At 42.0% G+C, this 24,186-nt stretch carries 22 protein-coding genes and 1 pseudogene; 13 read left to right on the top strand and 10 right to left on the bottom strand.

The annotated features are described in order from the left end of the window. The first annotated feature begins 101 nt into the window (after positions 1-101). From QWZ17_RS27830 to gap, 8 genes are all read left to right on the top strand, one after another. Positions 102-1,508, top strand: a complete 1,407-nt coding sequence (locus QWZ17_RS27830) for an MAC/perforin domain-containing protein (protein ID WP_290308627.1) — start codon at positions 102-104, stop codon at positions 1,506-1,508. A gap of 328 nt (positions 1,509-1,836) precedes the next feature. Next, on the top strand, positions 1,837-2,376 hold the full coding sequence (locus QWZ17_RS27825; protein WP_290308626.1) for an RNA polymerase sigma factor: 540 nt from the start codon (positions 1,837-1,839) through the stop codon (positions 2,374-2,376). A 76-nt stretch (positions 2,377-2,452) separates the two neighbouring features. Beyond that, positions 2,453-3,496 (top strand): FecR family protein, encoded by a 1,044-nt coding sequence (locus QWZ17_RS27820; RefSeq protein WP_290308625.1) that lies wholly within the window; start codon positions 2,453-2,455, stop codon positions 3,494-3,496. A 138-nt stretch (positions 3,497-3,634) separates the two neighbouring features. After that, positions 3,635-6,835 carry a TonB-dependent receptor gene (locus QWZ17_RS27815; protein WP_290308624.1) on the top strand — a complete coding sequence of 1,067 codons (3,201 nt, stop codon included), beginning with the start codon at positions 3,635-3,637 and terminating at the stop codon, positions 6,833-6,835. 21 nt (positions 6,836-6,856) lie between these two features. Continuing rightward, a complete protein-coding gene (locus QWZ17_RS27810; protein WP_290308623.1) occupies positions 6,857-8,437 on the top strand; it encodes a RagB/SusD family nutrient uptake outer membrane protein in 1,581 nt (526 codons plus the stop codon). Between the two features lie 160 nt (positions 8,438-8,597). Next, a complete protein-coding gene (efp, locus tag QWZ17_RS27805; protein ID WP_290308622.1) occupies positions 8,598-9,158 on the top strand; it encodes an elongation factor P in 561 nt (186 codons plus the stop codon). 179 nt (positions 9,159-9,337) lie between these two features. Next, complete coding sequence (locus QWZ17_RS27800; RefSeq protein ID WP_290308621.1) at positions 9,338-10,390, top strand: GlxA family transcriptional regulator; 1,053 nt, start codon at positions 9,338-9,340, stop codon at positions 10,388-10,390. Positions 10,391-10,431: 41 nt separating this feature from the next. Further along, on the top strand, positions 10,432-11,409 hold the full coding sequence (gap, locus tag QWZ17_RS27795) for a type I glyceraldehyde-3-phosphate dehydrogenase (protein ID WP_290308620.1): 978 nt from the start codon (positions 10,432-10,434) through the stop codon (positions 11,407-11,409). 111 nt (positions 11,410-11,520) lie between these two features. Here gap and QWZ17_RS27790 read toward each other — a convergent pair whose 3' ends face one another. From QWZ17_RS27790 to QWZ17_RS27775, 4 genes are all read right to left on the bottom strand, one after another. Beyond that, the gene (locus QWZ17_RS27790) at positions 11,521-12,333 is read right to left on the bottom strand and encodes a helix-turn-helix domain-containing protein (protein WP_290308619.1); all 813 of its coding nucleotides are present in this window, start codon (positions 12,331-12,333) and stop codon (positions 11,521-11,523) included. 42 nt (positions 12,334-12,375) lie between these two features. Continuing rightward, positions 12,376-13,347: an aldo/keto reductase gene (locus QWZ17_RS27785; RefSeq protein WP_290308618.1), complete on the bottom strand. Its 972-nt coding sequence runs from the start codon at positions 13,345-13,347 to the stop codon at positions 12,376-12,378. A gap of 344 nt (positions 13,348-13,691) precedes the next feature. Then, positions 13,692-14,441, bottom strand: a complete 750-nt coding sequence (locus tag QWZ17_RS27780) for an FAD-dependent oxidoreductase (protein ID WP_290308617.1) — start codon at positions 14,439-14,441, stop codon at positions 13,692-13,694. Further along, complete coding sequence (locus tag QWZ17_RS27775) at positions 14,438-14,851, bottom strand: FAD-dependent oxidoreductase (RefSeq protein ID WP_290308616.1); 414 nt, start codon at positions 14,849-14,851, stop codon at positions 14,438-14,440. The genes QWZ17_RS27780 and QWZ17_RS27775 overlap by 4 nt, the downstream gene beginning before the upstream one ends. A gap of 157 nt (positions 14,852-15,008) precedes the next feature. Between QWZ17_RS27775 and QWZ17_RS27770 the strand changes: the two genes are divergently transcribed. Together QWZ17_RS27770 and QWZ17_RS27765 are read left to right on the top strand one after the other, a co-directional pair. Continuing rightward, positions 15,009-15,866 (top strand): helix-turn-helix domain-containing protein, encoded by an 858-nt coding sequence (locus QWZ17_RS27770; RefSeq protein WP_290308615.1) that lies wholly within the window; start codon positions 15,009-15,011, stop codon positions 15,864-15,866. An 80-nt stretch (positions 15,867-15,946) separates the two neighbouring features. Beyond that, positions 15,947-17,071 carry an FAD-dependent monooxygenase gene (locus QWZ17_RS27765; RefSeq protein WP_290308614.1) on the top strand — a complete coding sequence of 375 codons (1,125 nt, stop codon included), beginning with the start codon at positions 15,947-15,949 and terminating at the stop codon, positions 17,069-17,071. A 44-nt stretch (positions 17,072-17,115) separates the two neighbouring features. On the opposite strand, the gene QWZ17_RS27760 is transcribed toward QWZ17_RS27765, so the two are convergent. The 4 genes from QWZ17_RS27760 to QWZ17_RS27745 form a co-directional block, all read right to left on the bottom strand. Continuing rightward, positions 17,116-17,934, bottom strand: a complete 819-nt coding sequence (locus tag QWZ17_RS27760; RefSeq protein ID WP_290308612.1) for a helix-turn-helix domain-containing protein — start codon at positions 17,932-17,934, stop codon at positions 17,116-17,118. 21 nt (positions 17,935-17,955) lie between these two features. Continuing rightward, entirely contained in the window at positions 17,956-18,483 is a 528-nt protein-coding gene (locus tag QWZ17_RS27755; RefSeq protein WP_290308611.1) for a VOC family protein, read from the bottom strand. Between the two features lie 132 nt (positions 18,484-18,615). Further along, a complete protein-coding gene (locus tag QWZ17_RS27750; RefSeq protein ID WP_290308610.1) occupies positions 18,616-18,945 on the bottom strand; it encodes an Imm32 family immunity protein in 330 nt (109 codons plus the stop codon). Continuing rightward, entirely contained in the window at positions 18,890-19,126 is a 237-nt protein-coding gene (locus QWZ17_RS27745; RefSeq protein WP_290308609.1) for a GIY-YIG nuclease family protein, read from the bottom strand. Before QWZ17_RS27745 ends, QWZ17_RS27750 begins: the two co-directional genes overlap by 56 nt. A gap of 284 nt (positions 19,127-19,410) precedes the next feature. On the opposite strand from QWZ17_RS27745, the gene QWZ17_RS27740 reads away from it, so the two are divergent. After that, positions 19,411-19,557, top strand: a complete 147-nt coding sequence (locus QWZ17_RS27740) for a hypothetical protein (protein WP_290308608.1) — start codon at positions 19,411-19,413, stop codon at positions 19,555-19,557. Positions 19,558-19,817: 260 nt separating this feature from the next. Next, complete coding sequence (locus tag QWZ17_RS27735) at positions 19,818-20,984, top strand: hypothetical protein (protein WP_290308607.1); 1,167 nt, start codon at positions 19,818-19,820, stop codon at positions 20,982-20,984. 69 nt (positions 20,985-21,053) lie between these two features. Here QWZ17_RS27735 and QWZ17_RS27730 read toward each other — a convergent pair whose 3' ends face one another. Then, positions 21,054-21,824: an HNH endonuclease family protein gene (locus QWZ17_RS27730; RefSeq protein ID WP_290308606.1), complete on the bottom strand. Its 771-nt coding sequence runs from the start codon at positions 21,822-21,824 to the stop codon at positions 21,054-21,056. A gap of 103 nt (positions 21,825-21,927) precedes the next feature. After that, a complete protein-coding gene (locus tag QWZ17_RS27725; RefSeq protein WP_290308605.1) occupies positions 21,928-23,637 on the bottom strand; it encodes an AAA family ATPase in 1,710 nt (569 codons plus the stop codon). A gap of 287 nt (positions 23,638-23,924) precedes the next feature. Here QWZ17_RS27725 and QWZ17_RS29715 point away from each other — a divergent pair. Continuing rightward, a pseudogene (locus QWZ17_RS29715) lies at positions 23,925-24,170 on the top strand (response regulator); the annotation flags it as partial. Positions 24,171-24,186 lie beyond the last annotated feature (16 nt).

The raw sequence follows: 24,186 nt of genomic DNA, 5'->3' as shown, positions 1-24,186 counted from the left end.
GGCACTAAACAATTAACAATAATTTATTATTAATTATTGCTGATATAAATATTAATATGAGTATGTTTGGGATATATACATATTAAAATAATATCTACCTTATGAAAAAAATTTTATTTTTAATCCCCTTAATGGGAATGTTATGGTCTTGCAAGAAGCAAGAGCAGCCTGCACCAAAGCAAACCGAAGTAAAAAGCAATGCAACTAAATTAAAAACCCAGGCGGCAAAAGATGGGGTTTGGGATTTGCTGGGTTATGGTTATGATGTAACGGGAGAGTTTGCTAATTCCAGTTCAACAACATTTCAGGTTATTGATATAGCAAAGCTTTACAGTGCGGCACCAACAAGGCTTGTAACTAATTTAAATACAACCAGAAACTCTTCTTTTTCTTACGGTGATAATGTGCAAAGTTATGCTTCAGATATTTCTGCGCATTTAAATGCTACAGTTGGGTTTTCATTGTTTAAAGGTTCAATAACATCAGCTTATTCAAACTCAAATTCCTTTAGCTCAAAATACATATATGGAAGCTATAATTTATTGATTCAGCAAAAGGAGCTAAAGTTTAATGCAAGTTCGGCATTACTGCAACAATATTTAACTCAGGATTTTATAAAAGATATCGCCGTGCTTACACCGCAGCAAATTGTAAGTCAGTACGGTGCCTTTGTGCTTTCAGATATTTTTCTGGGCGCAAAATTACAAATTGTATATCAGTCAGAAACTAAAAGTACAGACAGGAAATCTGCCGCATCAGCGGGTTTGGATGCCAGTTTAGGTTCAATATTTTCTATTAATGCCGGAATCAATTCTAACCATTCTCAAAGTAGCTCAAACTTTAATCAATACCTGCATTATGTTACCCATGGCGGCGATCCCACGGTAGGGATTACACCAACTACTATTTCATTTACTCAAAACACCCCGCCTATCGATTATTCGGCCTGGCAATCAAGCACCAATGTTCAAAATGAAGAACTGATTAATATAGCCCAAGCTGGTTTAATTCCTATTAATGAGTTAATTCCAGATCCAAATTTGGCCGCTTCTGTTAAAAACTACATTTATAATGATTATTTACCTAACCACCAGGTACAGGTTCAGTATACCAAATCTGCTTTATACCGGTGTTTCAATACAAAAACAGGTGATCGTATGCTGGTGACCGACCCAAGTGAAGTAACCCGCCTGGCTAACTGGAATGTAGAGGGTGTATTGGGGTATGTTTATAATGATAATTCTAAAACGGGTGTGGCTCCCTTAACCAGGTATTTTTTAAACAATGGGTTTCACTTTTTTACATCAGATGTACACGAAATCCCTCAGGGATCAAATGAAGGTGTAATAGGATATATGGACCTTTCACCGGTAACAGGTTACAGTGCTATATACCGATATAGAAACTCTAAAAATGGATCGCATTTATATTCAAACAACTTTAATGAACTTGGCAACGGAAACAGCAGCTGGGTGTATGAGGGCATTATTGGTTATTTACAACAGTAATAATATTGGGTTGTAAATACTGTTTATAATAAGAGCCTGTTTTAAAATAATAAAAGATAAATATTGCGGGAGGTGCGATGAAGCAATCCCCGAATTACAGAATGGGTTTACTCCACGATACTGTAAGCCGGGGATTGCTTAGTAATTCTTAATGATTGCTGTATATATGCTCAATAGAGTGCATAACATTTGAAATAATTTTAAACAGGCTCTTATTATCTGCATTAAAACAGGTGTCCGGAGGTCGGCACGTTTCCTTTAAAGCTTAACAAAAACTTAACATTCCTGATTTAGCCCGGTAATAGCTTAGTTTTATTATTGCCTCTAAATGGAGGACATAGATTTACTTGCCAGGATAAATGCCAACGATAGGGAAGCATTCAATGCCTTGTTTTTAAAATACTACTCCCTGCTTACCGATTTTTGCAAATACATGGGTGCCAAACCCGAAGACGGTAAAGATGTAATTGCCGATGTGTTTTTGGATCTTTGGGTCAAGCGCGAAAAATTGCAAGTTAGCAGCTCTTTAAAGTCCTATTTGTATGGGGCTGTTCGTAATAAACTGTTCACGCTCAGTGGTAAAAATATGCAAATGCAATTGCTGCCCGAGGAGCATGCCTATGATCACGCCGCTGCCGATGAACTCCGTCCGGATGAGATATTGTTGCGGAAGGATCGCAAATTATTGGTGGAGCGTTTTATACATGAGCTGCCCGAACAAGGAAAAGTGATTTTTTTAATGAGCTGGCAGCATCAGCTTGATCATTACGAAATTGCCCAGATCCTTAATATTTCTCCAAACACGGTGAAAACCCACCTCTATCGTGCCTTAAATTATTTCAGGAAACGCATCCTGTTTGTTAAATAATTTACACCAATATTACCATTACATTAATTCGTAAAAAGATGTAATCAGATAGTGCCTTTTTTAAGACTTACTTAAAATGGCACACATGGATGAACATCACTACCTGCTGATCATAGCTTACCTTGAGGGGCGAAGTACTGAACAAGAAACGCAGTATCTGCTGCAAAAGGTACAGGAAGAAGCCGCGTTTTCTGAAGCATTTGAGGATATAGCCGAGATATGGTCGGCCAGGAAGCCCGTTCCTGATCAAAATACAGAAGCTAACGACGTTTTAGCAAGTTTAAATTTAAAAATTGATGCCCTTGAGCACAGCCATAGCAACACAACCGAAGAGCCTGTAGCAAAGCGCGGCGCCACCATTGTTATTTTGAAACGGGTCATAGCCATAGCAGCGATGCTGGTGTGCATGCTTGGCGCTGTTTTATTTTATAACAACACGCGCCACAATAACGCAGGTGCCGGCACCATGCTTGCCGAAACCCATACCGGCGTAGGGCAAAAAAGAAAGATCAAACTCCCGGATGGTACCGAGGTAATGCTCAATTCATCAAGCAGCCTGCATGTTGCCGCGGCCTTTGGCAGCGATAAACGCGAGGTATATCTTGATGGCGAGGCCTGGTTTGATGTTAAGCGCGATCCGCAGAAGCCATTCATAGTACATACCGGCCAGGTAGCCACACAGGTTTTGGGTACACATTTCAACGTATCGGCTTATCAAAGTGACAGCAATATTGTGGTATCGCTGGTGCAGGGAAAGGTACAGGTTGATATGGATAATGACCTTGCTAAACGCGTAATACTTGATCCTGGTAAACAAATGACCTATTCAAAAAGCGCCAAAACGGCAAAGGTAACAGAGTTTTTAACCGAGGATATTACCGGCTGGAAAGAAAACAAACTGGTGTTTGATTATGATAGCTGGCCCGATGCGGCTAAAAAGTTAAGCCGTTGGTATGGGGTACCTGTTCAACTTAAAAACGGGGAGCTGTTGCGCTGCAAGCTCAAAGGCACTTTCAATAATATGCCACTAACAAAGGTGCTACAACAAATAAGCATGGTATCTGATATATCGTGGATAACAGAAGGTAAAAAAGTAGTGATATCCGGTAAATGTAACTAAGCAAAAAGAAAGGTAAAATTTTATGAGGTAACCCTTATTAAACAATGACAGGTAGCATGATCAGATCACACTACCTGCCCTGTAAATCAAGCTCTCGCCAAAGAGCTCAATCATTTTTAGTAAAACCATTTCAAAAATATGAAAAAATATATATTCTCACTTTTAAGTGTTATTTATTTACTGTCAACGGTTTCGCAGTTTGCTTACGCAGGCGCTATCCAGATGACAGATGCGGTAACCTGCACTGTGCAGGTATCGCAAAGGTCAATAAAAGAAGTATTTTCCCTTATCGAAAAACAAAGCGGCCTGCGTTTTATCCATAATGCTACCGAAGCCCAGTTGAGCAAAAAAATAAGCCTGGAAGAAGTAAACCAGCCGGTTGATGAAATCCTGAAAAAGATCACCAAACAATCTGGCTTGTCATTTAAACGCGTTGATCAAACCATATATGTAAAAACAGCGGGAAAGTTGGTAAGGGTAGCCGGTAAAGTAACCGATGCCCAAACCGGCGAAACCTTGCCCGGCGTATCTGTACACATTAAAGGCACCGAAGAAGGCACAGTTACCAATACCGATGGCGACTATCACCTGGAGGCCGAAGAAAATACAGCGGTATTGATATTTTCTTTTATCGGTTATCAATCGCAGGAAATTATCGTTTCGGGTGCTACCCTTAATGTTGCCTTAAAGGCCGATCAGGCTGCTTTGAAAGAAGTTGTGGTGGTGGGTTACGGCAAGCAATCAAGAAAACTGCTTACCAGTTCTATCTCATCTGTTCAAAATAAGGATTTTAACAAAGGTTCCTTCAGCAATCCCGCGCAATTATTACAGGGAAAAATAGCCGGGCTTAACATCACGCGCTCCGGCGATCCGAATGAGGCGCCCTCTATCAGCTTAAGAGGCCCATCAACCCTGCGTACCGATGGTGGCGCGCAGGAGCCGTTTTATGTAATTGACGGCGTACCCGGTGCCGATTACCGTTTGGTATCTCCTGATGACATTGTAACTATCGATGCTTTGAAAGATGCATCGGCCACGGCTATATATGGTACACGCGCGGCTAACGGCGTTATCATCATTACCACCAAAAAAGGTAAAAGCGGCAAGGCCGAGATTAGTTATAATGCTTATGCCGGCGTTGAAAAAATTGCCAACAGTATTAAAATGATGAATGCCAGTCAGCTTAATGACTATCTAACCAAAAATGGTTTATCTCTTGATCCATCTGATCAAAAAGGTGCCAATACCGATTGGCAAAAAGAAGTTAGCCGTACCGGTTCGTCGCAAAATCATAACGTATCGCTGGGTGGTGGTACCGATCAAACTCTTTACAGCGCATCGGTTAATTACTTTGATGATAAGGGCATACTTAAAGGCAGCAAATTAAGCAGGTTAACCAGTAAGGCCGCTATCGAACAAAAAAGTTTTAATGATCATTTGAAACTGGGTTTATCATTCAATAACTCTACCAGTAATTCAGATATCATCCCCAACCAAAACATTGTGTTATATAACATGCTGCGCTATTTGCCAACAGTGCCCGTAATGCAAAACGGTGTTTATACAGAAAATCTGCAAAGGATACAGTATTATAACCCGGTGGCTTTGCTGGCCGATGCCTATCAGCAAAGCAAAAGCAAACTGAATTTAATAACCGCTACTGCCGAATTAAAACTGCCTTTTGGCTTTACCTACAACGTAAGCTTATCAACCCAAAACGAGCAAGTTAACGGTGGTTCATACTACAACAGCCAGTATACGCTTGACCAGGGCGTACATGGTGAGGCATATCGGTCATCGTACGAGAACACGCATAAGGTTGGTGAAACTTTTTTGACGTATAATAAAACAACAGGTAAACACGATATTAATGTGCTTGCAGGCTACAGCTTACAGCAGGATTTAAATGGCGATGGTTTCCAGGCCAATAACCGTAATTTCCCTACAGATGATATTGGCTACATCAACATTGGTTTAGGTTCGCCTGCCGGTGATTTTAAAACCGACTGGGGGCAAAATCTGTATCAGAAACTTCGCCTTATATCATACTACAGCAGGGCCAGGTACAGTTACGATAACAAATACCTGTTGCAATTATCAGTAAGGCGCGATGGCTCATCGGCCTTTGGCCAAAACAATAAATGGGGAACTTTCCCATCGGCATCCATAGGCTGGCGGATTACCGAAGAATCTTTTATGAAAAACCAAACCTTGTTTAATGATTTAAAATTGAGGGGAAGTTATGGCATTACGGGTAATTCATTGGGCTTTAATCCGCTTATTGCTCAAATAAGATATGGTGCTACCGGCGCGTTTTACAATAACGGCTCATTCGTAAACTCCATAGGGCCAACACAAAATGCTAACCCCGATTTGAAATGGGAGAAAACAACCATGTACAACCTGGGTTTAGATTTCTCGATTCTTAAAGGCAGGGTAAGCGGTACTATTGAAGCTTACGATAAAAAAACTAACGATTTAATTTACAGTTACCCGGTATCAACCACCCAATATTTTGCAGGTACGCTGATAGCCAACGTGGGTTCCATATCCAACAAAGGTTATGAAGTAACTATTGACGCCGTACCGGTACAAACCAGCAAATTTCGTTGGAATACTTCTATAAACGTTGCCCATAACAACAACAAGTTAACATCACTTTCAAATAGCGTTTTCAAGCTGGATTCTATCCCGCAGGCAGAGCCGGGCGGGCAGGGCGAAACAGGTTATAAAGTGCAGATATTAAAAACGGGTTACCCGGTGGGGCAGTTCCTGTTGTATAAATACGCGGGCAAAAATGCTGCTGGTGTATCGCAATTTTACAGTCGTAGCGGCGGTGTAACTACTACGCCAACATCAAAAGACTATTATTACGCCGGTAACGCGCAGCCTAAATTGCTGTTCGGTTTTAATAACAGTTTTACTTACGGTAACATTGATCTGAATTTCTTTATCCGTGGCTCATTAGGTGGTAAAGTTTTAAATGCCACCCTTGCCGATTTGAACAGAACCAGCGACGTAAGAAGTTACAATTTGCCTGTTTCATCGGCTAACGAATCTCCTAAAGATGTTAACGCATACATCTATTCTGATAGATATATTGAAAGCAGTTCATATGTTCGTTTGGATAATGCTACGCTTGGTTACACCTTCCCTAAGCTTACGCCGGGCATCCGCAACCTGCGTTTATATGTATCGGGCAATAACCTGGTTACCGTAACCGGTTACAAGGGTATTGATCCCGAAGTTTCTTTGGGTGGCCTTACTCCGGGTATCGATAACAAAAACTACTACCCACGTACCAGGGCATTCCTTTTCGGTTTAAATGCATCTTTTTAAATCATTCAATTAAAAAACAACATGAAAACTACTATAAAAAAATTGTGCATTACTTTTTTAGCCGTACTAAGCATATCATCATGTACCAAGGTTGATGTTGCTGTAGAAAACGAATTAACACCTGCCAACTTCCCAACCACCCCACAGCAATTTGTATTGGCATCGGGCGCGGCATACGCGCAGTTAAGGGGAAGCTTCGCGCAATCATACTGGCAAATGCAAACCCTCAGTACCGACGAGGCAATTATGCCCGCCAGGGCAGGTGGCTGGCGCGATGGCGGCAAATACCAGGCACTACACTACCATAACTGGACCGCCGATTTACCACAGGTATCTGATACCTGGACCTGGGGTTTTAGTACCATAAGCACCTGTAACCGCATCATTGCAACCTTTGCTTCGGTGCCCGATAATGCTACCAAGGCCACCGCGGTAGCCGAGCTTAAAACTACCCGTGCGTTGATGTTTTTCTTTATGATGGACCTATATGGCAACATCCCGGTGGTAACAACCTTTGGTTCGGCAGATAAGCCTGCTACCATGGCCCGTAAAGATGTGTTTAACTTTATTGAAAAGGAATTGCAGGCCGCCATCCCTAACTTAAGTGAAGTGGTTGACCAAACTACTTACGGTCGTCCAACCAAATTTACGGCTTATGCCATATTAGCCAAAATGTACCTGAACGCGCAGGTGTATACAGGCACAGACAGGTATAACGATGTGGTTGCCATGTGCGATAACATCAAACAATCGGGCAAGTACAATTTAGAGGACGATTACCTCAAAATGTTTTACCCCGATAACGGGCCCAAGGTTAAAGAGTTTATTTTCGCCATTCCGTATGATCATGCCCTGGCACAGGGTGAGCAGTTTTCATGGTACTCGTTACACCCTGCATTGCAGGCAAAATATGGTCTCGCATATCGTTTAAGTAACCCCTGCAGCACTATCCCATCATACTATGCGCAGTTTAATGACCCTAACGATATCCGTACAAGCCTGTGGTTAATTGGTAAACAGTACGATTTTTCGGGAAATCCTATTATCATCAAAACCACTAAAAAAGGACTGGATGCATCATACACCGGGCCAGATCCAACCACACCGGTTGATTATCAGCTTACTTTTACGCCTGATTTGACTTTAGTTGATGTGCCTACCTTTGAGGTTGGTGGCGATGAATTAGGCAAAGCGAAAGGCATCCGCAACAATAAATACTACCCGGATGTTACCGCTACAGACCGTAACCAAAGCAATGATGTGCCGGTGTTTAGATATGCCGATGTTTTGCTGATGAAAGCCGAAGCTATTTTAAGAGGTGCTACGCCAACCGGTGGCGAAACTGCTTTATCGTTAGTTAACCAGTTAAGGGCAAAACGTAAAGCGGCCGCGTGGACGAGCGTAAGTTTAGATGATATGTTGCAGGAGCGCGCCCGCGAGCTGAACTGGGAAACCTGGAGAAGAAACGACCTGATCCGTTTTGGAAAATACGAGCAATCATGGGGTTATAAGACAGATGCTGATGTTAATAAGCGCCTGTTCCCAATTCCATCTGCCGAAATTATTCTCAATTCAAAACTTCAGCAAAATCCGGGGTATTAACCTGTGCCCGATATAAAACCTGGTAACTGATACCACTTGCCAGTTATAAACGCTGCCGGCATCAATTGCCGGCAGCGTTTATGTTTAGCCATTTTTTTAGCCCCAGAATTACATAACTTAATATATCTTTGGGCTTTAAAATTTTACAATAGTATTTTTCATGGCAAAGGCATCTGAAATTAAAGTAGGTAATATATTGCGTTACAACGGCGAACTGGTAACCGTTACCGAAGTTTTACACCGTACACCAGGTAAAGGCGGCGCGTTTTATTTAGATAAGTTCCGCAATATTAAAACAGGAAAAATTGTTGAAGCCCGTTTAGCTACCGACGAGCAGGTTGAAATTTGCCGTGTAGAAACTAATGATTACCAATATTTATATGAAGATGGTGACCAGATGGTGATTATGGATAACACCTCTTATGAGCAATTTAATATTCCGAAAGCTTTATTTGGACCATCTGCAAAATTCTTAAAAGAAGGTATGGATGTAATTGTTTCTTTTGAAAGCGAAGAGCCAATTATGGCACAGGCACCCAACAGCGTAGAGTTAGAGATTACCTATGCCGAGCCGGCCGTTAAAGGTGATACGTCATCTGGCGCAATGAAAACCGCGACAACAGAAATTGGTGTTGAAATAAAAGTGCCATTGTTTATAAACCAGGGCGATAAAATTAAAGTAGATACCCGCACCGGCGAATACCTGGAGCGTGCTAAATAAGCGATAAATAAAATAATTAACATAAACGAGGCTATCCCGAAAATGGGTGGCCTCGTTTTTTTTATCCCATTCTTAAGTTTGAGGGTATGCCGCTGTTATGGCATATTTAATAAATGAATGGCCTGAATTGTATAATTTATGTCCTTTGTGCCATAGTGTTAAGTTGTTAAATTTGATTTATGAATAAAAACACATCGGCAATTGAACCTGATCAAAAAAGGAGGCAGATAGTTATCGTAGTAATGTCTGGCAAATTGCTGCTTAATTTTTCTGGTCCTGCAGATGTTTTTATTAATGCCGATAAAGCGTTGCAGGCATCGGGTTGTACTTCCGGCTATGATGTTTTAATCGTATCGCCTACGGCCAGTAAAAAAGTGAGCACTTTATCGGGAATGGAAATCCATTGCGAAAGCAGCGCTATGGATGTTAAAGTACCCATAGATACATTAATTATTGCCGGTAATGATTTTGTAGAATTAGATAACCCGTTGTTCGCTCCTTTTTATAATTGGTTATCAACAATTAACCCCACTAATACACGCAGAATTTGTTCTGTTTGCGGCGGCGCATTTGTGTTGGCCAAGGCCGGGTTATTAAACGGGCGCAAGGCAACCACTCATTGGGAATTAAGCGAAAAGTTAAAAAAGAATTATCCGTTAGTTCACGTGGATACGAATGCTTTTTTCACTAATGATGGCCCTATTTATACATCGGGTGGGGTGTCATCGGGTATTGACCTTGCCCTTGGCCTGGTAGAAGAGGATCATGGGAAGGATATTGCCATAAAGGTTGCCCGGAAACTGGTTTTCTATTTAAGCAGGCCCGGCTTCCAGTCGCAATTTGGCAATTTGCTACCTGCTTATGAAAGCTCCAATATTGCCGAAAAGCTACACAGCTGGTTTAATCAACATTTACATGAACCTTTGGATGTGGTGCGGATTGCCGATCATTTAAACATGAGTACGCGCAACTTTACCCGGGTTTTTCATAAACAAACGGGCGTATCCCCGGCAAAATTTATAGAAAAATTACGCGTTGAAACCGCCCGCAAATACCTGGAAGACACAGATACGCCTTTGGAAAGAATTGCCGAGCGATGCGGTCTGGGTAATTTAATTTCGATGAGGCGAACGTTTTTACGACACTTAATGACCACACCGTCAGATTATCGGCGGGTTTTCAGAACCTCGCTCAAACACGCGGGGATTGAAGACCTTATCCGGTCCAACTAAGGGGCGGTTATCCTATCAATCAATAATTTAATACAAACACAATGAAAATTGCAATTAATGGGTTCGGCCGCATAGGCCGGATGACGCTGCGCGCGTTACAAAATAAGCCGGAAATAGAAGTAGTTGCCATCAATGATTTAACGGATGTTAAAACATTGGCACACTTACTTAAATACGATACCGCTCATGGCCGTTTCCCAGGCGAAGTGATTGCCGATGGCGATGCCATCATAGTCAACGGGAAACGCATCAGCATGCTGAGCGAAAAAGATCCGGAGAAATTGCCCTGGAATGATTTAGGGATTGATGTGGTTATAGAATCGACCGGCCGTTTTACAGATAAAGCTACGGCACAAGCGCATATCAACGCCGGAGCAAAAAAGGTGTTGATTACAGCACCTGCAACCGGTGGGGTAAAAACTATTGTACACGGTGTAAATAACGATTTAATAGGCGATGATGTAATTTATTCAACAGCATCATGCACCACCGGCAGCATAGCCCCCATACTTTATATATTGGATAAGGAATTTGGGATCGAATCGGGCTATATGATCACTGTTCACGCTTTTACAGCCGATCAGAACCTACAGGATGCCCCACATAAAGATTTGAGGAGGGCAAGGGCTGCATCTTACTCCATCATTCCAACTACAACCGGTGCCGCAAAAGCTATTGGCGATGTATTGCCCGCCCTTAAAGGTAAACTGGATGGCTATTCCTACCGGGTACCGGTTATAGATGCTTCCATTGTAGATTTATCTATCAACCTGAAAAAAGAAGTATCCGTTGCCGATTTGAACAACCTGTTAAAACAATACGCTGAAACTTCGCTAAAGGGTATTTTAGAATACACTGAAGAACAGTTTGTATCATCAGATATTTTGGGAAACACGCACTCTTCTATTGTGGATGGCAGTTTAACCAAAGCTATTGGCAAGCTGGTTAAGCTTGTGGCATGGTATGATAATGAAGTAGGGATTTCAAATAGAATAGCAGAATTGGTGGCATACTTGTAATATTGCGTATCACTTTTAAAACTACCGAATCCAAACTTGCGAAGTTTTTAAAACTTCGCAAGTTTTCTAATTTAAAGTAGCTTTTGTAAATTACTATTCTGACTATCTGGTTTATAATGCCCATTCCGTTGGGGCTTTGCCAAACTTCTTTTTGAATGAATGCGAAAAATGAGAAAGGCTTTCAAAGCCCAGGTCGAGGTATATCGCGGATGGTTTTTTGTTTTTGTGTTCGATAAGATGCCGGGCTTCAGAAAGGCGTCTTTCCTGTAACCAATGCCTGGGCGCCATGCCAAATATTTTCTGAAAATCGCGCTTGAAGCCTGCGAGACTTCTACCCGTAAGCTCCGCGAATTTTTCGACCGGGATATTGAAATGGAAATTGCTGGCCATGAATTTTTCCAGGTCCACCTTATGTGGTTCCGAAAAATCAAACAGGAAGTTTTTTAGTTCGGGCATCGCGTGCAGCAGCAGGTATACCGCTTCTTTTACTTTTAGCATCCCTACTGCAGTGGTTATCTTTTCTTCGGGGTGCCGAACATAAGGGATCAACGACTGAAAAAAAGCATGCAGAAAATCGCTGCCGGGTATGAGGATATTGGAAGGTCCTGCATATTTACGTGTTATTTCTATCTGCTCTTCCATCGCTATTTTCCTGAGGAAGTCTTCCTGCAGGCTGATCACTATAGTTTGATATTCTTCATTTTCCAAAGGCATCTTGGTGATTTCGCCCAGCTGATTTTTTTGGATCAGCAACATCTGGCCGCTGCGCATAGATATTTTCTCGCTGGCGGTTTGCAGTGTGAAATGACCGGATACCTGTAATACCAGGGTATTATTTCCCAGGAATGCTACTTTGTCCTTCCTGGTAGCAGAAAGGTAGGAGAAAAATATCACTCCCGGGAGTATTTCATTTGGATTGATCACTATGTAAATATATGAATTACGCGGTCTTACGCCTACAGTCTGTTATCGTTGCAGGTATGTGCCGCCAACTATCGCCCCCTGTGCAAATTGCGTATTAAGGGTATTCATTTCATCGGCGCTAAAAGTAATTTCCATAGCCGCTGTATTTTCTGGCAGGCGCGACCTGCGGCTCATGCTTACCAATGGCATAATGTGATCGCCCTGCGCGTTTACCCAGGCTATGGCCAGCTGTGTTGGGGTGTATCCTTTTTCTTTTGCCATGTTTTTCAATACTTCAACTGTTTCCAGATTTTTGATGAGGTTTTCTCCCTGGAAACGTGAAAAGTGGCTATGATAATCATTAGCCGCGAGCGGGGCTTTCATGTCGCCGGTAAGCAAGCCTTCCGCAGTATTGGCAAACGCCACAACACCTATACCTAATTCTTTAGCTGTAGGCAGCAGGTCGTTTTCTATTTGTCTGTCCGCCAAAGAATAGCCTATTTCCAAAGCGCTTACCGGGTGTATGCTGTTGGCTTTGCGCAGCTGATCGGCCGTAATTTCAGATACCCCAAGGTGACGTACTTTTCCTTCTTTAATGAGGTCGGCAACCGTTCCTATCACATCTTCCATAGGTACGCTGTTATCCAGGCGGCATGGCTGATAAAGATCAATAGTATCAATCCCTAAACGCACCAGAGAGTAATTGATGAAATTTTTAATGGCGATGGGTCGAAGGTCTAACCCAAGCCATTGTCCGCCATAAAATATCGCGCCAAATTTAACACTGATAAAGGCGTCATCTCGTCGGCCCTTAATGGCTTTACCTACCAATAGTTCATTATGGCCGGCTCCGTAAAAATCACCGGTGTTTAAAAAGTTGATACCGTTATCTAATGCTGCCTGGATGGTAGCAATACTTTCACTTTCGTCATTTACGGGGCCTCCCCAAACTGCCGACATGCGCATGCAGCCCAGGCCAAGTTTAGAAACCATTGGTCCGTTTTTGCCTAAGGCTATTTTTTCTATTGTTGTCATTGCTTTTGTTTTTTAATTAACTCCACAAAGATCAATATTGTTCTGCCGGGCCGGTTTCGTGCACGGCTCAAATTGCTTGTCTATATGGCTCGGTTTTTAAACGCTGTCTAAAACCTATAAAATCCGTCATTACTTCGTCGTACCTCCTACCCATGACAAGTTGTAAAAAACAAAGAGGGGCGTCAGTCTGAGCCTGTCGAAGGATGTGCGCAGAGGCCTTCGCCCGTGCTTCGACAGGCTCAGCATGACCCCGTTTTTTTCGCCATTGTTATTTTCCCTTTCAGAGGAGTGCTCGTATTTTAAAACTCAAAATGACGTTTTTATTCCCTCTCCAAACACCAAACTTACTTTATCCCAAATACCGCCATCATTTTTTCCAACGCGCCTTCCGAGTGCATCCGTTCGCCGTTTTCAAGGGAGTATTTTGCTGCTGTTGCCGCTCTTTTACGCATGCTTGTTTCGTAAAATGAAATGGCTTCCTGTACGGTATTGTATTGATCAGATGTTAAACAATCGCACAGTTCTACAGCATCAAACATTGATGTGTTTGCCCCTTCGCCTGCAAACGGCGGCATTAGGTGTGCGGCGTCGCCAAGTAAAGTCAGGTTGGGTAAGGCTTTCCATGTTTGATTTAAGGGCATACAATAAATTGGCCGTGGAGTAATGGGCATAGTGGCGTTTTCAAGCAATTCGTAAAAAACAGGGCTCCATTCGCTGTATGCTGTTTTAAACCATGCCAGTAATTGCGTTTTATCAGCATAATTCAAACCGCTGTTTATTGCCCAGTTTTCGTCGGGCTTAAAGCTCGCATAAAAACCCAGGCCGCCATTACCTTTCTGCCCGCCCAGTAAACACTTACCATTGCCAAATGCCATTATTTTGCCGCCGTTGAGCATGGCGTAAATATGGGGTGTGGCTTTCTGCGCATCATCAATATTAATTTCAACCATGGTTACGCCCGAGTAAAATGCCTGTATATTGGTAACGTATGGGCGAATTTTAGAATTAGCACCATCAGCGGCAATTACAATATCGGCGTAAGCAGATGACCCGTTTTTAAAATGCAGTAACCATCCCTCGTTTTGCTGATTCATCGAAACAAAATGACTGTCCCAACAACGGTTTCTGGCTGCAACGATTGCAGGAATACTTTTCTTAACATACCACGATCTATTTCGGGACGGATAGGCGCGTTGGCCAAATCTTCAGCTGGATTGTTGGAATGGTCGCTGAAAATTATTTCCGCGTGTTCATTTACGATGATTTTTTTATCGGCACCCACACGAACATTCTTTTCAAACTCCGCCACTAAATTCGCTTTGCGTAAAGCAACCATTCCCGATTCTTCATGCATATCAAGTGGTGAGCCCTGCACGCGGGCATCTTTATTTAAATCTCTTTCGTACACCTTTACGTTTGCGCCTTTAAGCTGTAAAAGTTGTGCTAATGTTAAGCCGCCGGGGCCGCCGCCAACAATGGCTATCTGTTTGTTTGATATCAACATATTTATTTTGATAATTGAAGCACAAAGTTGCAGAATACATTAAGGCAGGTATTGTATAAACGCGACAAAATGATTGCTTACCTTGCGCACACGTTTTTTAAATTCAACGTAGATACGCAAAATATTGCGTCTACATAGAAAATAACCGATTGTTAAAATGCCTAAAAAAACAAAATCCATCCCCGTAAACCCAATGGCAAATGAGTTTGGTGCAGGTATTGCAATTGAACGGGTATCATTTACTAACCCGCTTTTCATTGAGGGAGGTGAGCGCGCTCACCGGCATGATGGGCATGGTTTTTTCCTGCTCGAAAGCGGCAGCATCGCCATTGAAATCGATTTTCAGAAATATACCATTAAGGCACCGTCTATTATCTACGTTCACCCCGATCAGGTACACCGTACAACAGCGTTTGAAAATGTAACCGTTTGCAGTTTGGCAATCACCGATGAAAACCTCAATCTCGAATATCTGAAATTGTTGGAAGGTATTGCTCCCGCGAAACCTTTGCTGCTTCAGCCAGAAACGTTTACCATTATTGGAGAAGCTGTATCGTTATGCCTCAAATTGGCCGACCGTAAAAACGATAAGCTCTACCATTCTTTACTAAAAGATAGCTGCAATGCCGTAGTGGCCCTGGTTATTTCGCAATATTTAGCGTTGGCAAAACCAACAGATAAGTTTTCCCGGTTTGAGATAGTAACCAAAGCCTTTAGGGAAACTTTGAATAAGAATTTTACCATGCTAAAGCGACCAACAGACTACGCCGAAAAACTAAATATATCTACCCCTTACCTCAACGAATGTGTTAAAAACACAACAGGTTATTCCGTTTCCTATCACATACAACAACGGGTAATTTTAGAAGCCAAACGTTTGCTTTCTCATTCAGATAAAACAGTAAAAGAAATCGCTGCCGATTTAGGCTTTGATGATTATCCTTATTTTTCGCGGTTGTTTACCAAGGTGACAGGTATTGCAGCTTTGGCCTTCAGAAATAAAAACCTCGATTAGTCCAATACTTGCTTTGTATTGTTATTTGTTGAGCCTGCCGCGCGATGTTCCTTTGTACTGTCAAATAAAACGACTTAAAAATGGAATCATCAAACAATAAAAACATAGTCATTTCTGGTGCAAGCATAGCCGGTCTTTCAACCGCTTATTGGATGAACAAAATAGGTTACAAGGTAACTGTAGTTGAACTGGCTAACCAACCCCGCATTGCCGGCGCAGCTATCGATATCCGCGGAGCTACAATAGATGTAGTCAAGCGCATGGGCATTTTTGAACAATTAAAAGCCCACAGATTAAGTGTGGATTTGATAGAATTTAAAAATGCCGATGATATTACCGAAGGCTCCATTTTGCTGAATAGCGATGGCGCCGAACTCCCCGACGACGAGATAGAAATTGAACGCGATAAATTTATAGGCATCCTGTTCAATGAGCTTAAAAACGATGTTGAATTTATTTTTAATAACAGCATCACCGCGCTAAACGAAACAGAAAACGATATACAGGTTACTTTTAAAGATGGCCAGCAACGGGCTTTCCACCTGGTGCTTGGTTGCGACGGAATCCATTCTGGTGTGCGAAAAATTTGGTTTGGCCATGAAGCTGAGTATTCACATTTTTTGGAAGCTTACAGTTGCATCACTATTGTAAACAAATTGCTGATCAAGCAAAAAACTATGCAAATGTATAATGTGCCGGGTAAGGCTTTTATGCTGAATGCTTACAACAACAAAACCGATATCATTTTTTGCTTCGTTTCTGAAAAAGAAATTCCTTACGATTACCGTGATATTAACCAACAAAGAAAAATTATTGAGGAGCAGTTTGCCAGCCAAGCCTGGAGAACAGCGGAGTTACTGCAAGAAGTACAAAATTCAGAAAACTTTTACTTCGATAAATTTTGCCAGATAAAAATGCCTTCCTGGACAAAAGGCCGGGTAGCTTTAGTGGGCGACGCCGGCTATTGCGCTTCGCCAGCCGCGGGCATGGGGGCATCGTTATCTATAAGTGGTGCCGCGGCCTTAGCCGATGCACTGGTGCTGCATAACGGGAACTTTGAACTGGCGTTTCATGATTATAATAACAATCTTCGTCCGTTTATTGAAGAAGTTCAGGCTACGGCTCAGTTAAACTTAACAGAAAGTTTTATCCCAAGAACCGAAGAAGCTATTCGCAAAAGAAATACGCAAACAACACATTTTTAATTTATGTAGATAATAGGCAGGTCAGTTACGCGCGGCATCGGGAATCAGGCTTGCGTAAACGTAATAAAATCGTTGCCCAACGCCTGTTTCCCTTTTTTCGATTTCCGGGCGAAGGCCGCCGGTGTAGTGCCACTGTAGCGTTTAAACTCTTTGCTCAGGTGAGATTGATCTGCATAACCAAGCTCGTGAGCCAGGCCCGCAAGGTTGCAATCGGGATTAAGCCATAAGTGGTTGCGTGCCTGCTCAAAGCGCATGAGGCCCGATACATCTTTAACCGAGTAGCCCGAAGATTGCTTAAACCGTCGCTCCAACGTACGTACCGTGGCGTGGGCAGCTTCTGCCACCTGGCTTACCTGTAGTGTTCCCTTTGCGTTGCGCATCGCTTCGCCGGCTTTAATCAACATCGTATCACTGTTAACGAGCGCAAGTTGATCAATAAAGTATTGCTTTATAAGGGCTATGGCATCGTTAATATTATCGCTGCTAACCAGGCTGGTTAACATGGGGTGAAGTTTAGCTATGGGATGTTTAAATATACGTACACCATCGTTACCAGGGGGGAGGTTTAATAAATCAAACACCGTCCAGGGAAAACATCTTATCCCAATAATATCCAAACCACTTATGCTATTGAAAACCACAGGTTGATTGAGCAAGCCCATCATAAACGGCGATGGCAAAGGCTGTAACTTTCCGTTAATTACAATGCTCAGGTCATTACTGAAATGAAAAATGATTTCGGCATAACCATCCGGCGGCACTTCAAAACTTGATTGTCGCGGTTCGGCCTGGCGTTTGTTATGCCAAAAGCATTTTATACTATTCCGCAGTTGTTCAGGAGGTTCAAATTCTTGATGCTGCATTGTTGAAGATAGGGTAAATCATTATTTAGTTGTTTTAGCACCCATTTTTGCTCCTAACTTTTCATATTCAAGATCATTGGGTTCCCACAGTTCTATTTTGTTGCCTTCGATATCCATAATATGAACAAATTTGCCGTAGCTGGCTGCTTCCACTTTGTCTACAATAGTTACGCCTTCTTTGTTAAGTTGTACCAGCAGTCCGTCTAAATCGGCCACCCGGTAATTGATCATAAAATCTTTATCAGAAGGAGCAAAGTAGCTGGTTTTCTCTCCAAAAGGACTCCATTGGGTGAAGCCTTTTTTCAATGTGTCTGCGCCTTGCCGCCACTCAAAAACGGCACCGTATTGATTCACATTTAACCCAAGGTGCTCCTGGTACCAGGCCCGTACTTTACCAGGATCTTTGCATTTGAAAAAAATACCACCAATACCGGTTACCCGTTTAAGCCCGGGCACCTGCCGGGCCGGTGGTGTCAATACAGCCTTAAAGGCAAAGCCGGAGCCAAATGAAATTATAATTAGCAAAAGGATAAAAAAAGTTTTTTTCATAATTGGGTGGAATAAGGCTTTTTAGATATTATGGTGTTTGTTTTACTAAAAATAGGCAATTATGCAGTAAAACAAAACGGTTTAAAATTAGGACTCGCAGTGTGACAGAGTGTGGCAACTCCTGTAAAATATTTATTTATCGTTTTTTTGCAGATAGCTGTCATAAAAAGCACCGGTTCCTTTAGCATCAAGTCTGCCAATAATTACCTGTGCCGAACTTTTACTAATATCCGCGCCTGGTTGCAAATGGATGTGTGCTCTTGCTCCAATTGGTAGGTCCTTTATAGTGTCCTGATTCAAGTCGGCAATTTTTATCAGGAGTCGAGCAAAAGATCGCAACCCTTCGGGTTCGCCGTGAATTAATACATCTTGCCACTTTTGTATGTTTCCTTCAAATTCATCTTCATTATTTATAATAGTAATATCTAAATGCCCCGAGATTTCTGATTTGTATTTTTTCATATTTTAATTGCTGGTGGTTATTAAACTCTTCGGTATACGCAATTACCCAAGGGCGATATTTGATGGTATGCCCCTTAGTCGCCAATTTATTGTGAGAAAGAACGCGATTATCTAAATTGGATGTATAGCCAATATAGATTTGATTGAAAGTTGGAGAATATAAGACGTACACCGTAAACATAGTTTCAGTTTACAAGAAAAGCCCCTTTTTCAAGGGGCTTTCTGCCAAGTAGAGGGAACCGGCAAAAGTTCTAACTTTTATAGCGATATCGAAGCTGTCGTAGATGCAAAGAAAATTATTGAGACCACTAACCATTTTAAATAAAGGTTTTATTTACGAAAGTGAATCAATTTTTTCAATAAATTTCTAAAACAGGATAATGTTCAGTTATCCTTTGTTGACCAAATTTAGGTATACTTAATCCAAAACGAGTTGGTAGAGGCTTAAATTAAAATTTTTGAACCATGAAAGCGTTTTTTTATCTCATTGCAACAGCTTTTATATCGGTGGGTGCCTTTATGACTGCAGTCAATCAAGAGGCATCAACTATCCTTTATATTACAGCCTTTAGTGATTGGGTTTTATTTGGGGGAGATGGTGGAGCAGGTTAAAAAAAAAGCGTTGGATATCAGAATGGACACCAGTTTTTCCTGGTGTCCATTCCTTTTCGACTTCTTAGAGTTTTATTGCGATAAAACCATATCAGCGGTTTAAAATCTTTTCCTGCAGCACAAGATTAAAAACGGGTTCCACTGTTCCCAAGTGTATATCACCGTCGAAGTGCGGCCATTTCATAATTTAAAATTTTTAGTTTTGTACGTGCCCTTTAATTAATTAAACGCAGACCACAGACCCCTTGTCACATTATCTCATGGATTTTGATCTTACTGTTCGCTATTTATACGGGAAACCGCAATCTGACTTCGATGCTTTACTGGAGCACCTAGAAGAGCTGATCGACACTTTTGAACGTAACGCAAAAGCGACGACCGTTTTATATGCAGAGTCTTATCTTGCAGAAAAAGAAAAAGTGAAAAAAGAATTTGCGGCAATTTGGGAGGCTGCGCACGAGGTGTATAAGGAAGGCTATGATGAAATTTCAGGCGATGAAAGTCAGCGTGACGCATGGGCATCGCACAAAGCCAGCTACGGTCAGATCGAAGGCGAAGAGCAGACCGTCGAAGAAAATATAGACCGTAATCACCGGGAAATGATCGATCATTACAACAAGTCTGCAACCGCAATGCTGTATTCGATTTTGGAAGGCCAGTTCAGACGTTTTTCAGAACTACTGAGACTGATGGGGAACCACAAGCTCTCGGTAGAGGATCTTCAGCAGCGGGATTACATTGAGGGAATTTACAAATACCTGCAATTGGTCATTGGCCTGGATACCACTTCTATTTTACCATTCAAAGAAAAATTTCAGCCCTTAAAACGCCTGCGGAATAAGATAATGCACAACAATGCAGAATTCCCAGACATTGAAGCCACTGAGCTTAACAAGATCGTCGAAGATTCAAATGGCATGCTTGACTGGGAAAGGGAAATGGACGAGTTCGCTAACTGGGACGATACCGATCAGGTAAAACGGTACTACACCATGAGGATAAAAAATATCGAATACCTTGAGCCGTACTATAAACTCATACGTGAGTTTTTTAACGAACTGTTTTGGCTGGCCGATGCTCATTTTCAACATCAACCCATCGCAGAGCGCCTGAAATATGCGGCAGGGTTCGTCGGCAGAGATATTACTGTGGCAAACACCATGATAACCGAGGTCGATAAAGGCAGGAAGATAAAAGCGACGATCATCAATAACGAAGGAGAAAAACCAGCTTCGTTTGAATTCGGAATTACGGTGACACGTGCCGGTAAAAACTCTTTTTCAGTCATCAATCAGGTTCCCGATGCGCCAAGACTGGACAGGTTAGGGGATTACATGAAAAAGAATCCGCACATTATCCTTAAAAGTATTTTGCAAGGTTTCAATATCGGAAACCGCACTGCTTCGGTCAACGTTCTCTTCTCCTGATTTTAAGAACGATCACACAGCTGTTTGCTGCACGTAAGTTGCCATAAACATGCAGTAATGCCGCTTTCTTCAATTGTCAATGTATCTGTCGAATTGGTTTCTGATAATAGGATGAAATATCGGGTCAATCTTGGAAAGTACCAGCGTGTCAAAATTCTTTATGATCATCCTGGCGACTAATGTGAATGTCGATTTATAATCCAGCCTGTCTGTTATCTCATCAAATACCGTGTCCAATTCCCGTCTGAACTGCCCTTCCGTTAAGGGTTCAACATCCGCCGTAAATGATTCTATTCTCTTTTCAATTTGAACAACGATACGATCGATGATCTTTTTTCTTGCCGCGATAAGAGGAGGACGGTTAAGGCCGCAGACCTCGATTGTCTTGGCACCGTAAATGCTTCGATGAACAGGCTTAAGCTCTCCTGAATCAATCACTTTAAGGTGTTCGCCAGGCTCTTTGAATTCCGGGTTGAGGATCAAAGGGTCTTCCCGGCTAAGCGGTGGCAATAAATGACTGTTGGATGCAACAACTACCTGCCCAGCCGCGGAAAGCGTAGGCGGCGTTGATACGCGCCGGTTATGCCGGTGAATAGGAAAACGCGTCCCTTTGTGACCGGGTTGATTACACTTCGGACAGGATATCAGCAAATTACTCCACTCATTGCTCAGCCAGTAATAGCCGGGGTGCGCAACCCCGGCTGGAAGATCGAGGCTATTGACTGTTCCTTTTGGCCGATAATGCTCTACGTTCTCACTGGCGACAATATCTATCTGCGCCTCGCAGTAACCGCATTTACTATGATAAAGCTTATTTAGCGCATCTACAACGGGATCCATATTATAATAAGTTGCATCTTTTCCGATTCGGGAATTGTAAATGTTAAGCATCTGCGTCATACATCTGGGCGACGTCAACTTAGCCGGTGGGGATGCAAAATTCTTAACGATCTTCCTCATCGCGGATCTTTTTAGCTACAGCTTTAAGTTTTGCTCTCACTGCGTCATTTTCAACGATCTCCTGGTAAGTATCCTCAGTTCTCAGTTGTGTTAAATTTCTGTTGTTATCAGGAATGATCTCAGAAAGATCGAATATCGGTGAGGTAAGCAGGGAATTGGGTAGCAGGTTCTCAAACCTGATCTTATTATCCAGCCGCTCAGCAATGACGCCAAGTTTACTGATCCTTTTGACCACAAAGATACGACTGCTTTCAGGAGCCCCCAACAGCGGGATCGGGCTGTGTGTGGTTATGATGAACTGGATCAGCGGGAAATATTCATCCAGCAGTTCCGGTAACTTTCTTTGCCAATTCGGATGAAGGTGTATGTCGATCTCATCTATTAAAACGATCCCGCATAGTTCTGAAGGTTCCGTCGCCTCCGGCTGCATGTCAAAGAGCCTGATCATCATATCCCCAAGCATGGATATCATGCTTTTCAAGCCTGACGATAAATTGTCAAACATGACACCCTTTTCCATACGTACACCGTCGAGATCCTCTTCAAAATATAATAATTCCTGAAACCCATCCCAGGGCACTTCCCGGATATCATATAAATTTGGTATGACATTAATGAGCATGGTTTTGATGCCCTCATAAATGGCTCTTACCTTATCGTTATCCTTTGATTTATTGGCAAGTGAATTGATCAGCCACCTGTTCAGGTCCATAAGGACCGCATCATTTTCAAATAGCCCTCTTAGCGGCTGCATGCGGTCTGCCAGGGATTGATCATCTTTTGCTGATTTGTATCTGCGGTTTTGGATCGTTAGCCTTGATGCACCGTAACAGCAGAAAGGTATTTTTGTTACCAGATCGTAAACAGGTTCTTCCACGTTTATTCTAAAACTATGCAGGCCTGTCGGCGTATTTACCGTGGTTGAAATTATCCAGGGGGAATTGGACGGATTGTACTGTTCTTTATGGAACTGGTTACCCAGTACAAAAGCAAGAGCCCTCAGCAGGGATGTCTTTCCACTACCGTTTTCCCCCGTTAAAAAAACAAAGCGGCTGTCAATAGGGATACTGCCGAGATTCAAGTGATCTATTGGAGTAAATTTCACAACTAAAAAAGAGAGCAGCGAGAATGGGATCCTTTTGATATCAACTTCCTTTCTGTAACTGTTGATCTTTTGAAGCCATTTACTGAAATTGGATTCTGTGATGAATCCAATGGAATTATGAATATCCTCGGTCACCAGTCTTTCCTGGTTTTTTCTGATCAAATTATCAATACCGAGCTTATCTGTGTCAAGGAAGTTTCGTAAAGATTGTAGGTAGTTTCTTTTTGGATACCGCTTGATCCATCTGTTGTTGCCATCCGGTAAAAGATCAAGCGCTTTTACAAATATCTCTTCGGCCAACACTGTTTTTTGAATACTGTCCTTAACTGATATATGCAGGGCAGTTTCTCCGTCATCTTTGATCCTGAAAAATATATTAGGCGTTCTGTTTTTCCAATCCATTCCGGACCAAAATGAAACGACCATGTAATGCTGGTTGCCATGAAACCAATATTTCTGATCCAGTCTGCGATAGTTATTTTCCCTGCGCAGGGTATAAAACAGCGGTGTCGCTGTCTGCCCTTCGCTTTCTCTTATTTCTTGGAGAAGGTTAAAAACTTCTTCATGGACGTCTGCAATATTGATCATATCAGGTTCAGATAAAACAGCTGTAATATAGGACAATCATTAATATCACACAAACGCTTATTCATATAACAAGATTCGGCGGCATTTCCGCTCAATTTTCTTATGCTAAAGTAAAAGACCTCTTTCTGAAATCAGTAAAGTTAAACTGACACTTTTTTAATCAGCAGATTTACCTAATTTCGGTTTATGAATTGTTACCTTATAGATGATTAACCGCATGCAATTCAGTTGTTAGTTGAATATATTAGTCACTTGGAAAATTTCAAGGTTGTGGGAGCAATTCGGATGCAAAACAAGCATTGCCGGAGATCAGTGAATTGAACAAAGTAGATATTGTTTTTATTGATATCTATATGCCTCGTTTATCAGGCTTTAAAGTAATTAGCCGGTTACCAAAAACGATCAAAACTGTTGTAACAACAAAGAATACTTATTACAAACCCATGGCCGATGAAGTGAACGTATCCGGATATCTGTTAAAGCCCTTTAGTTTTAACGTTTTTCAGAGAACTATGACCAATTTGATTCAGTAGCCTGTTGACCGTTTCA

The organism is Mucilaginibacter flavus (assembly GCF_030409315.1).
Lineage (GTDB): Bacteria > Bacteroidota > Bacteroidia > Sphingobacteriales > Sphingobacteriaceae > Mucilaginibacter > Mucilaginibacter flavus.
The sequence above is the reverse complement of the archived record's forward strand: the minus strand, read 5'-3'. Positions and strand labels throughout refer to the sequence as shown.